Below are 13,945 nucleotides of genomic sequence, written 5' to 3'. Positions count from 1 at the left end.
ATGCAATACTACAAATATTGCGAACAGGGCTTGTATAATTTTGCTTCGAAAATTTAAATCATGCCATCAAAGCAAACAATAACCCGGCATCCGCAATGCAAGCCGGAACCGGGAGAACAGCCGGCCAGGCAGGCTATAACGCTACAGGACAAGCTCCGACTGTTGCTGATTTCCATGTCTGTTTTCCTTTGTGTATTAGACCTCTTTATCGTCAATGTAGCGATCCCGCAGATCCGGCAAAGTATGGGCGGCAGCACTGCCGAAAGTCAATTCATCATTGTGCTGTACGTGACCGGGTATGGCGCCTTCCTCGTTACCGGCGGCAAGCTGGGTACCCGGTATGGGCACAAAAAAATTTTCCAGCTTGCGCTCCTCGCTTTTATGTTGTGTTCGCTTTGCTGCGGCCTGGCACAAACGCCGTTGCAACTTAATACCGGCAGGCTTCTTCAAGGCATTAGCGCAGCCTTTATGGTACCCCAGGGTGTGGCGCTGATCTCGGGTATTTTTATACAGGAAGCAGCGCGGTCCAAGGCCCTGGGCATTTATGGTGCCATTGCAGGTATCGCATCTGTGTTAGGGCAGGTATTGGGCGGTGTCTTGCCCGCGCTGCCGCTGGACTTCGGCGCCTGGCGGCTTATCTTTCTTATCAATATACCTATTGCCCTGGGCACAGTGCTGGCAGCCGCAAAACTGCTACCCGTAATACCTGCGCGCATACAGGAACCGGTACAGGTGCGGGCACAGCTGGTGCTCATTGTATTACTGGTGGTCTTTATCTGCCAGGTGGTATTGGCCGGCGAAAAGGGCTGGACACCGGTTACCGCACTGCTTATCTCAAGCACACTGGCCGGCCTGGTACTTTTTATATACCGCCAGTATAAGCAGTACCGCTCGGGTAGAAATGTACTCCTCAACGGAGCGCCGTTTAAATACCGGAGTTTTCGCCTGGCTATTGCAGCGGCAGCAACTTATAACCTGGTCCAGGATGCCTATTTCTTTATCAATGCCAATTATTTTCAGCAAGGGCTACGGCTGGGCCCGGCGCAAACCGGTATGCTGTTTGCCTTCCAGGGCATGGGCTATGTACTTGCCTCTTTATGCGCAGTCCGGTACCTCTATCGCTACCAGGAGCGCTTTATGGTTTCCGGCCTGTTCCTGATGATCGTTTGCCTGTTGCTGCATATCCTGTTTCTTAATGACGGGGTCGTTAGCCCGGTTACGGTTGCCGCCATCCTGTTTTTTTACGGGCTGGGTTGCGGTATCGTATTACCCTCGATGTTTACACATGCCATGCACCAGTTGCCCGCGGGGGTAACGCCGGTAGCTTCGGGCATTTACCTCACGGCACAGCAGATCAGCATTGCCCTGGGCGTAAGCCTGCTCGGGCGTATATATTTTCAATCTGGCAACGGTTATTACAGCGCTACCGGCGCTATGATCGCCCTGTTGGGCATCACGGCTTTGATCTTCTGCATGGGCCTGTACGGGGCCGGCCGGAAGCGGCATACCGGCACAGGAGTAGAAGCGCCGGATCAAAATCCCTGCCAGGTATAGCTTACAGCTGACACACTATAAAGCGCGGCTGTTCCCTCCCGGGTTACAGCCGCGCCTGTACCAGGCCCGCGCACAGCGGACCTTATTCTTACCTGTTATTACAGATCCGGATATACCTGTTCCCCGTTCTTAAACGTAAACTCGACTTTGACATCTTTAGTCGGCACGCGCCTGTCCAGCGGATTGGTGCTCAGCACCACGATATCGGCCTGGTGTCCTTCTATCAGCCAGCCCTTACGGTCATATTCGCCCCATTGTTTGGCCGCTTCCGAAGTAATGCCTTTAAACGCGGCGTAAAGGGAGATCCGCTGAGAGTTGCTGCTGCTATCCAATACCGTCATATCACCATAAGGCCGATACATCTTCCGGGTATTTGCGCTGTATACCGCCATCAGCAAATCGGGGGGCGTAATGGGAGAGTCGGTATGGAGCGTAAAGGGAATACCTTTATCGTACACATCCTTCAAAGGACAGATATACAACGCCCGCTCCCTGGGCAATACCGTCGACAGGTACCAGTTGCCCCAGATATAAGTATGTATCGGGAAAAAGCTTGGCATGACCTGGTCTTTTAAATCAATATAAGCGGCGATCTGGTCCTGACGCAACAACTGGTTATGTACAATCACATTCTTCGTTGCCGTTTGCGGCAACTGGTTGTTGGCTTTCAGTTCTTTGAAGATGGATAAGGCTTCCCCGATCGCCGAATCGCCGTTGCAATGGATGTGTACGGGCAAGCCGGCGGCCAGGGCTGCCTGTACATTCCGTTTGGCTACTGCGGGCTGGTATTCCAACCTGCCTTTGTAGGTTGCCGGGTCTTGTCCTATAGGCGGATTTTTATAGAGATAGGATAAGCAGGCATCCCTACCCTGGGGAGAACCATCGAAAGACAACTTTACGGCGCCTACTTTATAACGCCGGTTACCATAGTTATTATACAGGGCTTTAAACTGCCCGAGATTATTATTGACCACATTATTCTTAACCTGGTAATAAGCGTCGAAATCAGGCAGCAGGATATAGTCGGCCTTAAGTTTTTTTAAGCTGTCGGCCGTCCTGATCAGGTCGTACAGCGGCGGGAAGGTACGGCCTTCGCAAATGGTCGTGATCCCATTTTTAAACCAGAGCTTTTCGCCTTCCAACAGGTATTGCATCATTTTCTTATTCAAAGCATCCTTGCCCATACTTTGCTCCAGCAGGCCTATCGCCTTATCAGAGGCAAGCAGGTGTGCATTTTCGAGCAATAAGCCGTTGATCGTGCCATCCGCATTTTTCACCACCGTGCCGCCCTCGATCACATCGGCAGGAGTGCTGTTGTTGAAGCCCAGCAGCCGCAGCATTGCTGTATTGGCTACCCCCATATGCCCGCTGACATGGATCACATAAACGGGAAAATCTTTTGATATCCCGTCCAGGTCCTCTTTAGTCGGTTGTTTATTGTTGGCCAGGTAGGCGTCATCGTAATTATTGCCGATCAATACTGCCGGGGGCGTATTCCCGTAATTGTCTTTTCTAAACCGGTTCATGATATTGCTTAAGACGGCGATACTCGTATCTACACCGTAAGGAGGTCCGCTCAGGTCGGCCATAAGCCTGGTGGCCGCATATAACCCGATATGAGCATGGGCGTCGATAAAACCCGGCATAAGCGTCTTGTCTTTACAATTGATAGTCCGGGTCTGGGGGCCTTTAAGCAAGTCGAGCCTTTTGCGGTCGGTGCCGATATAAACGATCCTGTCGCCCCGGACGGCGAGATCGGCCAACATGATCCGGGCGCCGTCGGTATTGCTCATCGGAATTACAGAGCCCCCCTGGAATATAACATCAGCATAGTTGCCCTGTGCATACAGGGCCCCGCAAGCCCCGGATAATGCCAGGGCCACGACAGCCACCATTTTTTTAAGCGACATTTTTTTCATGTTCATACGTTTGGTTTTGGTTGGTTTTGTTTGGTTGGATTGGGTACCCGGGGTAAAAATAAAGGAATGCATTTATTTAATATTAAATACAACATATATTAACCCCTGGTATGCACAAACCGGTTATCCTATGAGCACCAACACTTAAAAACCTTACATCCCGGCACGCTGTATATCAACTACGGAGTAGCAGTACCTCCTGTATGCAGACAAGGACTACAACAACCCTTTGCTCTTCATGAGCGCCTCCTGGCTTTGATCGCTTATATACATAATTATCTTAGGCTTATCATCCAGCAGGCTCAGAAAATAGGTTATTTTAAACCGGATCTGCTCCGCTCCCGTCTTTTCGAACTGCGCGCCCCAGGTAACGATAGCGCCGGTATACAGGTCATTCAACGGCAGTTCGTTTATGCCGACGACCTCCATAACACGGAGCCCGTATTCCCGGTTCTTTACCGCAACTTGTTCCAGCCAACGGGCAAAAGCATCATCGTTCCGGAAAGCGGCATTGCCTTCCGGGCCTGCTACGATAAAACTTTCGGCATAACAGTCCGCCAACTCCGGCAACGGTCCGCCGGAACTCAAAACGGCGTACCGTTCAAAAAAACTTTTTAACTGCATGGGATCTTTAGACATACGCGTTCTTTTTTTACACAGTTCGAAGATAAAGCAGCAGGGTGGATAAAACCGGCGCCCCCGCACAAAGTACTGAGGCATACCGGTGTAAAAATAAAGGGCTGTCCGAAAGCGATACTCTATTCCGCAAACAGGAGTCAAATCCTTGTCCGATAGGCCCTGGGGGGCATTTTATTCACCCGGCGGCAAGGACCTTTATACTTTCTTAATCTTTAAATCTTTTTTTATGAAGAAAGTAAAAGTAGCATTAAAAAGATTGAACCTGGACAAAGAAATCATCTCCAATCTTTCAGAAAGAGATTCGATCAAAGGCGGCGCTACCCTGCCCGTAACATCTCCTGTAGGTCCTAACGATCCGCCGAACTGTATGTCGTGCCCGAACACCATCTTCTTCTCCTGTCCCAACAACTGCTAATGCACTCAATCGCCTGACGCGAAAGATGCCCCATAAGCCTGGCGCTTCGGGGCATCTTTTTTATATTGAATAACCTGTTTACCGGATCGCTCCGGCCACCTACCGCATCAGGGTTACATTGCCATCGTAATGTTCCTGGTGCTGTCCATCTATTTCTACATCGACACGGTAAATATAAACACCACCCGGCTGCTCGCGGTCATTGAACTTACCGTCCCAGCCCCGGCCATCTGTTTTATCCGTTTCGAAAACGATTTGCCCCCAACGGTTAAAAACCTGCATCCGGAAACGGGTTACTTTACGGGACAGCAATTGCCTGGGAAAAAAGTAATCGTTCACCCCGTCATTGTTCGGGGTAAAAGCGTTCGGTATATCTATATAACAATCCTTATGCACCACTATCACATCGGTGGTACTGCAGCCGAGCGGCGCTGCAGCCACGGTCAGGGCATAACTGCCGGGATGCACGATCTTCAACGTGGGACCGGTATCCCCTGTACTCCAGCTGCTGGATAAGACCGTCAGGGTATCTACGGCCAGGTTACGCAGGAAGATGGGGTTTCCGCCCAGGCACAGGCCGGTATCGGGTCCGAGGTTTACCTGCGGCAAAGCGAATACATAAACGGTATCCCGGAAGCTGGTATCCGGGCAGGCCCGGAACTGCGTCTGCAGGGTAACCGGCCATGTGCCCGCCCGGTCGTAGGCGCGTTGCAGCGTATCTTGCAGGTTGCCGGTCTGCCAGTAACCACCATCGCCGAAGTCCCAAACATAACCGGTAAATGTACTGTCGGCGCCTGATAATGCAAAGCTGATATGCTGCCCCATGCAGATCCGGTCTTCCGGAAGTGTAAACGATGAATTGCTCCTGGTATCTACCCTTATCGTCATCGTTTGCGCCGTATCTGCACAGCCCGGGTAACGGGCCGTAAGGGTATAAGCAGCGGTGTGTGCCGGCGTAATCAAAGGGTTTGGGCTCTGCACATCAGACACACCTTGCGCCGGTGACCAGGCAAAGGTATAACCCGCGGTAGCCATAGCCTGTACCGGCACGGCACTCCCTTCGCAAACCAGGGTATCTCCGGGGTGTATCTTTAACTTACGCGGTTTGTAGTCTACCCGGACGGTATCTGTGACCGAATGCCCGCAGAAACCCGGGATCGTATCCCAGACCGTAATACGGAACAGGGTATCGACATTGGGATTGACGATGACCACAGGGCCGCTGGCACTGATGATACCACCGGCATGCGCCGATTGCCAGGCAAACTGGTTAAAAGGGCTGGGGTTGGCTACCGTAACCTGTAAGGCCACCTGGCTCAGGGAATCGCACAACAAGGTATCCGAAAAGCTGAGCAGCGGTACCTGCGGGTTATAGATCGTAACCGTTGCATAAGCAGTATCGTCGTTATGGCAGATCACGGTATCATTATGCACGGCAAGATAAACAGTATAGGTACCGGCCTGGGTATAGGTGTGTACCGGCGATGGATCGTGCGATACCGGGCTGCCATCGCCGAAGTTCCAGGTAAGGGTCTGGGCCGCATAGGTATAACTATTGAACTGCAGGGTATAAGGTGCACAGCCGGTATCGTTCTGATCCATGGTGATATTGCCGGCATCTGTACCCGAAAGATCAAAACGGAATTTAAAGCTGACGATATCCTGCCCGATCACGGCAGTATCGCTGGCGCCCGCAAAGCTGTTCTTGTTGTAGTTGGACCAGGCAGAAGCCTGTGTACCCGGGTAATGCAGGCTGTTGGCGCATATGGATTGATAAAGGATGCCATGCGGATCGAGCCGGCAGGTACCCACATGCGTATGATCGCCATTGACCACCGTGGTATCGCCCGCCACAACTACGGTATCCTGCGCACGGCCCATATAGGTCGCGTACAGCAAACCGGAGAAACCCGGTTCCAGCGCACAGAACCAGAAGTTAGCCGGCGTGGCCTGGAACGCATCGGTGGTTAGCGGCATATTGGTCAGCTTTAACCGGTAGTCCTGGCTCAGTCCGCCCAGGTAAATATGATCGCAGTTATCGAGCAGGAAAGCAGTCGGGAAAAAGGAAGAGCCTGCGCCCTGCGGGTTGCCCAGGCGTGTAGATAATAAAGCGCTGCTGAGGTTGGCCGACATTTTACTGATAAAGATATCGCGGCCAGGCAATGCATACACACCCGGGGTAATAGCGTAATTACCGAAGGTGCGTCCCATTACATAGATGTTATCCTGGTTATCGATCTGCAGATGTGTACATTGATCGTCCTGCCCGGTACCCAGGTAGGTGGCCTGTTGCAGGTTGCCCGATACGGGATCGATGATGGCTACATAACCGTCCCAGTCGCCGCTGCCGGGCGCTGTGGGCTGATAAGCACCATTGGTCACCGGGAAATTATTACTGCGCGTACCACCGCATACCACCACTTTGCCCTGGTTGTTTAACCGGATACAATAGGCTACATCGGTATTACTGCCGCCCAGGTAGCTGCCATACAACAATTGCGAGCAGGAAGGGTTCAGACCGACAACAATGCCATCGCAATTGCCGCCGCCAAACGCGGGCTGGCAGGCATTAGCCGTTACCGGGAAGTCGATGGTAGAAGTATTGGTTACGCCCCAGATATTGCCCTGGCTATCGAGCGTGATCTCGACGGGACTGACTTTATTCTGCGTGGTAAAACCGGCGGTACTGTAAATATCGATCGCGTTGATGCTATTGCCCAACTGGCCGCCGATATAGGTTGCGCCCAGCAGGCTTGCGCCATCTGCTGCAAAATGCGCCACGAACATATCGGTACCGCCGCTTTTCGTACTATCGAAGCAGCCCGGCGTAACCGGCAAATTAAAGGAGCCGGTGCTGCCTGCCACAATAAGCTCGCCCTGCGCATTGGTGATCATGGCATGCGGGATATCGTTAGGCCCGGAGCCGCCGTAATAGGTTGAGAAGACCAGGTCGCTGCCACTGGCATTGTACTTATTGATACAAACCATAGGCTCGTAGATACTGGTATAAGTCTGCTGGAAAGCCCCGGGCGTAGTAGGCCACAGGGGTGGATCAAACCAAAAGGCACGCAGCGGCACGCCGCCGGCATAAAAATTACCGGCCTGGTCATAGGTGCTGCAAAAGCTAAAATACCCGGCAGAAAAGGGCCCTGCACCACTATAGGTTACAAATACCAGTTGCGGATCGATAACCAGGTCCTTATGCGGATCATAACCATCCGGAAATTCGAAGCTGACCACGTTGTTGACGATCTTATAATTACAGGCAACGGCCTGTTGTGCGCCATTTACAAGCTGGTAGGCATAAGGCTTTTCTTCAATAACCTCGTTAACCGAAGTGGTAATACGTATGCTGCCACCAGCCGTAAGCACCGGGTTTACACCTTCGTATTGTAACGCGATCTGCGCCGGCTGGCTTCCGGCATGTACGATAAAATCATATTTCATGGAGTTGCCCACGCTATACAAAACCAGGTCTATGCCGTCATAGACCCCTGCTGTTTTTACTTTTCCGTATACGCCCAGTTTCCCTTTCCACTTCGAAGTATCCCTGCCGTAGAAATGATTGATGTACCAGCTTCTCTGTTCCGCGCCGCTGCTCAGGGCATTGGCCTGCCTACCCAGGAAGTTGACTTTATACCAATGCCCGTTCACCAGTTCCGTATCTATTGCAGCACCGAGTTCTTTTTGCACGGAGAGCCGGTCCATATCCTTACTGCTGGTATAGAAATAAGTGAGCCCCTGCCGCGTCAGCAACATATTGCCTTCGGCTATACCGGCTGCAAAAAGCACATGTTCCGGCCACTGGCCCTTATTCTCGATAAAATCCAGGCCACCGCTGGTTTGCGCCCGGCCATAGGTGGCAGGTAGCAGCAGGATACTCAACAGGAGCAATACAAGTCGGAGCTTAATGGTCATGTAAGCTGGGTTATTAAAGGATGATAAAACAGGCGGCACGATGCGCATGCCGGCGTACGGACATTTATTTGATGAGCACCAGTTTCTTATGGATAATACCTTTAGCGGTCGTAATGCGCAACAGGTATAAGCCGGGTGGCAGGGCTTCCAGGTTGATACGGTTCCGCTCCGGGTTATGGACTTCGAAACGCTTTACGATACCCTGCGCCTGTACCAGTTCGATAGCAAGCAGGGAAAGACCGGGCGCAGCAGTTACCTTGGCAAAAGATTGCGCAGGATTGGGATAAACGTCTACAAAGCGCTCCAGGTCTATATTACCGATGCCGGTACCATTACCGCTGCCATCGGTTTGTATGCGTACGGAATCGGTACTGGAGCCACAGGCATTGCTCACCGTCAATACAACGAGGTAGCTGGAATCCTTGTCCGGGTAAGTATGTACGACTGTAGCCTGATCGCTGCCGGTGCCATCACCGAGGTCCCAGAGATAAGTATTGCCGGGCTGGTTATCATAATTGCTGAAGTAATAGGTATTACCGGTAAAGTACGAGCTGATTGCGGCAGAGGGCGGGGTTACCACGAACTTACGGATATGCAAGGTATCGTTGTCGAAATCATTATCATCGCTGGTATAATGCAGGTATACGGCAAGATCGTATACGCCGGGTAAAGTCATATCGAGTGTACCTAGGTTATACACCTGTGTGGCGCCGGGTGCTAAAGAGGCGCTGAAAGACTGTGTAGCACTGCCATTGACTGGGCCTGCGCAGGTATAAGTGATGATCAGCGGATCGGTCTTCGCCAATTTGCCCCTGTTGCTTACCCGTACCGATAAGGGCAGGTTACCCGCACATAAAGTATCGTACAAAGGCCTGGTGATACTATCTATGGCGATATCCAGGGGCAGGAACCTTACCAGGAAACCCTGTGCACTACCCGGCCCCATAGATACATCCAATGCAGGCTGGAACACACCGGGCGTGGCGATAGCGCTGGCGCTCCCGGTAGAGCCGCAGAGGTAAATAGCACCGCTGGAGTAATCCACCACGGTCTTTCCTACGTACTCGGCTTCGCTACCGCCATAGTAGGTCCCCCATTTGCGCCGCCCCGTGCTGTCGAACATGGCGATATACACATCGCTCTGCGGGTACCATAAACCGGGAGGTGCATTAAGCGTATCCTGGTGACTGCCCGGGGTAGCCATTACATAAGCCGATCCCGGTGCGCCGCGGCTATTGGTCGGACCGGACAAAAACACATTACCGTTGTTATCGCAGGAAACATTACCCTCGTTGCTGCCGGCCTGGAACTCACCGCCGTAATAAGTACCCCATACCCGCTGACCGTTGGCCTGGTCGAACCGCATCAGGAAATCGTTCCGTTCCGAAAGACCCAGGCCCAGGTAAGCGCCGCTACCGGCAATCATAGTATCGGAAGTACTGTTTACCCGGCCCGATACATACAGCTGCCCGTAACGGTTAATACAGATACCACGCCCCAGGGCATTGATATAGGTACCCCATACCCGCTGGCCGGAAGCACTGAACTTGGCGACAAACCCGCCCCGCTCCTGGTTTACAGAGGGATAAACGGTACCCGGGTCGGGCACCGGCTGGAAGGTGCCGGGTGTAGCGATATTATCGGGGCTGCTGGTAGCGCCGGTCAGGAATACATTCCCTGCACTGTCGCAGGTAATATCGTGAATACTTTCGTCGTAAGCGCCACCGTAATAGGTCGCCCATAAGCGGTTGCCGCTGCTGTCGAACTTTACCAACAGGGCGTCGTTGTTATAACCAGCAGTGGGTATGCCGCCTGCAAAGGCAGACTGCCAGGCGCCAGGGCTGATCAGCTGATAAGTAGTGGATGTTGAAGAATCGGCATAACCCGCCGCGTATACATTGCCCTGCCGGTCGCAGGCAATGGCATGAAACCCAACGCTGGCGCAGGAGGCGCCATAATAAGTACTCCATTTCAATTGACCATCGTCCGTAAACTGCATGAGTATGGGCGCAAAGAAACCACCGGCATTCAGGGAATAGGTACTTTGAAAACTACCGGCTGTGGCTATGCCCGAGTCGCACCAGGTCATACCGCTAAGGTATACATGACCATAGCCATCGCAGGCCACATCGCCGGCCAGGGTATAAGGTCCCATACCGAAAGGGCCATCCCCTACACCGCTTATGTAAGTACCCCATACCAGGTTGCCCGCGCTATCTACCTTAGCCAGGAAGCCATTGGCAAAAGCACTGCTGCTTACGGTAGACTGGTAAGCCCCGGAAGTAATGATATTGGCATCGGTAACGGCGCCGCCGGCCAGGTACACATAACCCTGGTGATCGGTAGCGATCGCCTCTATGCCGCAACCGCCTGCTCCACCCATATAGGTAGCCCATTCCACACCCGGATCGATAACCAGGGTGCCCTTTACAGGCGCCACATGAAAACCCAGGGTATGTTTATCAAGCTTAAACCTTACCGGAACGGTATCGTGCGATTCCTGCCTATAAGCCAGGGGCGCCTGTTCGCGGATGATGGCAGCAGGCGTATGAACATCCAGGTCGCCGTTGGCACGTAAAGCAAGACTATCGGCTCCTTTGTATTGCAGCCTGATGTCGGATACCTTGCCTCCCGGATGTACCACAAAGTCGTATTTGAAGTCCGTGCCACTGGTATACAATACCCAGTCTATATGCGGGTAAATGTCTTTATAGATGATCTTCCCAAAAGCCTTTACTGTGCGCTGCTGCGGCTCTTTCTTATCTTTTGTGTAATAACGATAGGTTTCTGCCCGCTCCTCCTCCCGGACAACGCGGGCCTGCCGGTTGGCGCCTACCAGCTCCACATCGAGGCGATGAAAAACAACGTTAGGCACACGCTGTATGGGCTTACCATCCGCTGTACGCGGCGCCTGCTCCTGTTTCGCGGTAACCTGCCTGCGCAGCTGTCTCAGGCTATCCAATCCTTTATGACCTTCGAGGCGCGAGAACTGGTAATGCATCTGCCCATCGCCGATCATCAACGACATACCGGGCGCCTGTAGACTAAAGTCGATATCCGTTCTGGGACTACCGTCCGGGGCGGTTATCTGGCCGTTATTTTCCCGGAAGGAATAAGGCATAGGATGATTTTGCGCCCGCGCGCCCGGCAGGTGCATAGCCAGTAAAAAACATACAATCAGGTAAAATGACTTCATCGTAAAATGGTTGTATAATGAGGGATACGGTGATAGGGACTAGGTCTTACCGGACAAGCGTAAAGTCGCCGCTCTTCAGCACTTCGGTTTTTTTAACGCCCAGCAACATACGGATGCGGTACCGGTAGCTGCCCATATCGGCGGTAACCCCGTTATAGCTGCCGTCCCAGCCTTTTTCTCTTTTATAACTGGTAAAAATGCGTTGGCCCCAGCGGTCAAAAATCTCCATCGCAAATTCGGATACCAGGCAATTGCCGGGCAATGCCGGGAGAAAGTAATCGTTGAGCCCGTCGTTATTGGGTGAGAAGGCATTGGGAACCAGGAAGGGACAATCGCAGAACAAGCGGTCCAGGTGCAGGCTGTCGCTACCCGTACAACTGCCCGAACTAACGGTAACCCGGTACCAGCCGCTATCTGATGCTATAATGCTGCGATCCGTACTACCTGTATTCCAGAGTGCGGTAGCGCCGGGAGGCACATGTGCCGTCAGTTTCAGAAAGGTTGCAGGAGCTTCGATACATAAAAAGGTATCATTGCCCAGGCGCTGTGTGACATCGGTAACGAAAACAGCGATGCTATCACTTAGCGTGCAGCCCTGTGAGGATACCGTGACCACATAGGTACCGGAAGTATCGGCAGTACGCGAAGCGCCCGTGTTACCATCCTGCCAGAGGAAGGTGGGCGCTGTAGCATTGGTATAGGGTTTCAGCGCCACCGGCTTGCCATCGCAGGATACCACCTCCGGATCGTTGCGTAACAGGCTTAATGAAAAAAGTACGCGATCGACCTGGAATGTATCCCGGTGCAGCATACAGGGATTCTGGGTAAAATATTGCACCGCATAAGTTCCCGGTTGCGTGGCAAAGAGGGCTGCCGTATCGCTGCCGGTTGCCCGGTAGGTAGCCCCATCCTTTCGCCGCCAGCGGTAATCGGTACCGGTATTCGGCGGCGCCAGCGGCCGGAGCCAGGAGCCGGAGCTGTTAAAGCACAAAGGTACCTGCTGCTTACGGCTCAGCGTATCGTAAGGGATTACGGCTACTTCGTTGGGGAACTGGGGAATAAACCACATCCGTCTTTTCAGCATCAGCGGGGCATCGACAATGCTATCGATATTACAGGCCGCGCCGCTGAGGTTGGGCTGGTTTATGGCCCAGCCTACGTTGTACTGGTTACCCGCATAGTTAAAATAGATCTTATCATCGGGCCCCAAACGAAGCGGGCCGTACATTTCATACACCGTAAGATCGATCGAAAGCGGCGGCGAATTGAAGATGGGTACGGCGCCCGTCAGATCGTATTGCCGGATACCGATCAGGCCGCCGACATATAGTTTCGAATTATCGGGAGAGAAGGCGGTTGAATAAGCCGACTGCGCACCGATAAGAATAGGATTGGGCACATAGTCGGATACGATACCGGTTGCTGGATCGAAGTGACACAGCTCCACTTCCGCATCGAAGGCCTCCGCCAGTTTGCGGCGGTCCGGCGAAATATTCAGTTCATAACAATAGGGCTGTAAAGGCGGCGTCACCACAGAGACAACCGCATTGGTGTCGATGCCGGCAGCAGTGATATTAAAGGACCGGAAGCCCCCCATCATAAAGTTACCGACCAGCCAGTAGTTACAATCTTCGCCGGTAGTAACCTGCAGGTTGCCCGACATAGAATCGGCCAGCACAAGGCCCCTGTGCGCCGTGTCCACGCTGCCTAAGCCACCATTCTTATCCATATCCACCACGGTATAGCGCAGCTTGCCTTCCCATGCGCCCGGCGCGAAGTAGCCGCCGTAAAAATTATCTTCCATCAGCGTATCCATGATACAGAAGATGTAATATTTGGAGGCATGTCCCGGCATAGGCACAATCACTACGCCATCGAAGCTCATGCTGGATTCGGTGGTACCGATGCCCCCCATCTTCAGGTAGTAAGGATAACTGCCGTTATCATTAATGCCCCAGCCATTTTCCATTACGTTATTATCACGGTCCCATACAATGTTGCCATTGGTATAAAACAAGAGGTTCCCGTTTTTATCGGCGACCGATGCTGTACTGATCGCACAGATACCGGTATAGGCCCCGTAGGTGCCCGATGCATCCAACTGGCTTAGCGGGTTGGTATTGAAATTGACACCCGTGCCGGGAAAGACCGCATTCGGCGTTATATATTGGTTGTCGATATCGTCGGTAGGTGTGACCCAGACCTTATTTTCCGGCTTGGCATAATTTTGCCCGTAAGAAAACGTACCGGGGCAGCAGCAGAATACCTGGAAAAGAATGTAAAACAGTAGCAGTGAACGCATAG

At 52.6% G+C, this 13,945-nt stretch carries 7 protein-coding genes; 2 read left to right on the top strand and 5 right to left on the bottom strand.

Annotated elements, in window-relative coordinates; translation table 11 throughout:
* Nucleotides 1-60 precede the first annotated feature (60 nt).
* A complete protein-coding gene (locus B0I18_RS08175) occupies nt 61-1,554 on the top strand; it encodes an MFS transporter (RefSeq protein WP_106522201.1) in 1,494 nt (497 codons plus the stop codon).
* A gap of 98 nt (nt 1,555-1,652) precedes the next feature.
* On the opposite strand, the gene B0I18_RS08170 is transcribed toward B0I18_RS08175, so the two are convergent.
* Both B0I18_RS08170 and B0I18_RS08165 read right to left on the bottom strand, forming a co-directional pair.
* Entirely contained in the window at nt 1,653-3,479 is a 1,827-nt protein-coding gene (locus B0I18_RS08170) for an amidohydrolase (protein ID WP_181358382.1), read from the bottom strand.
* A 210-nt stretch (nt 3,480-3,689) separates the two neighbouring features.
* Nucleotides 3,690-4,112 (bottom strand): hypothetical protein, encoded by a 423-nt coding sequence (locus tag B0I18_RS08165; protein ID WP_106522199.1) that lies wholly within the window; start codon nt 4,110-4,112, stop codon nt 3,690-3,692.
* A 226-nt stretch (nt 4,113-4,338) separates the two neighbouring features.
* Here B0I18_RS08165 and B0I18_RS08160 point away from each other — a divergent pair, with 226 nt between their 5' ends.
* Nucleotides 4,339-4,527, top strand: coding sequence for a class I lanthipeptide (locus B0I18_RS08160; RefSeq protein WP_146146700.1), 189 nt, complete (start codon nt 4,339-4,341; stop codon nt 4,525-4,527).
* A 99-nt stretch (nt 4,528-4,626) separates the two neighbouring features.
* Here the strand turns inward: B0I18_RS08160 and B0I18_RS08155 are convergent, their stop codons facing one another.
* From B0I18_RS08155 to B0I18_RS08145, 3 genes are all read right to left on the bottom strand, one after another.
* A complete protein-coding gene (locus tag B0I18_RS08155) occupies nt 4,627-8,445 on the bottom strand; it encodes a DUF7948 domain-containing protein (RefSeq protein ID WP_181358381.1) in 3,819 nt (1,272 codons plus the stop codon).
* A gap of 64 nt (nt 8,446-8,509) precedes the next feature.
* Nucleotides 8,510-11,641, bottom strand: coding sequence for a DUF7948 domain-containing protein (locus B0I18_RS08150; protein ID WP_106522196.1), 3,132 nt, complete (start codon nt 11,639-11,641; stop codon nt 8,510-8,512).
* Nucleotides 11,642-11,687: 46 nt separating this feature from the next.
* A complete protein-coding gene (locus tag B0I18_RS08145; RefSeq protein WP_106522195.1) occupies nt 11,688-13,943 on the bottom strand; it encodes a T9SS type B sorting domain-containing protein in 2,256 nt (751 codons plus the stop codon).
* Between the last annotated feature and the right edge of the window lie 2 nt (nt 13,944-13,945).

The organism is Taibaiella chishuiensis, assembly GCF_003014535.1.
In the GTDB taxonomy this organism is placed as follows: domain Bacteria; phylum Bacteroidota; class Bacteroidia; order Chitinophagales; family Chitinophagaceae; genus Taibaiella; species Taibaiella chishuiensis.
The sequence above is the reverse complement of the archived record's forward strand: the minus strand, read 5'-3'. Positions and strand labels throughout refer to the sequence as shown.

Excerpts from the sequence above, each read along its gene's own strand:
- B0I18_RS08155 (WP_181358381.1), bottom strand. The coding sequence starts at position 8,445 with ATGACCATTAAGCTCCGACTTGTATTGCTCCTGTTGAGTATCCTGCTG.
- B0I18_RS08165 (WP_106522199.1), bottom strand. The coding sequence starts at position 4,112 with ATGTCTAAAGATCCCATGCAGTTAAAAAGTTTTTTTGAACGGTACGCC.
- B0I18_RS08175 (WP_106522201.1), top strand. The coding sequence starts at position 61 with ATGCCATCAAAGCAAACAATAACCCGGCATCCGCAATGCAAGCCGGAA.
- B0I18_RS08170 (WP_181358382.1), bottom strand. The coding sequence starts at position 3,479 with ATGAACATGAAAAAAATGTCGCTTAAAAAAATGGTGGCTGTCGTGGCC.
- B0I18_RS08145 (WP_106522195.1), bottom strand. The coding sequence starts at position 13,943 with ATGCGTTCACTGCTACTGTTTTACATTCTTTTCCAGGTATTCTGCTGC.
- B0I18_RS08150 (WP_106522196.1), bottom strand. The coding sequence starts at position 11,641 with ATGAAGTCATTTTACCTGATTGTATGTTTTTTACTGGCTATGCACCTG.
- B0I18_RS08160 (WP_146146700.1), top strand. The coding sequence starts at position 4,339 with ATGAAGAAAGTAAAAGTAGCATTAAAAAGATTGAACCTGGACAAAGAA.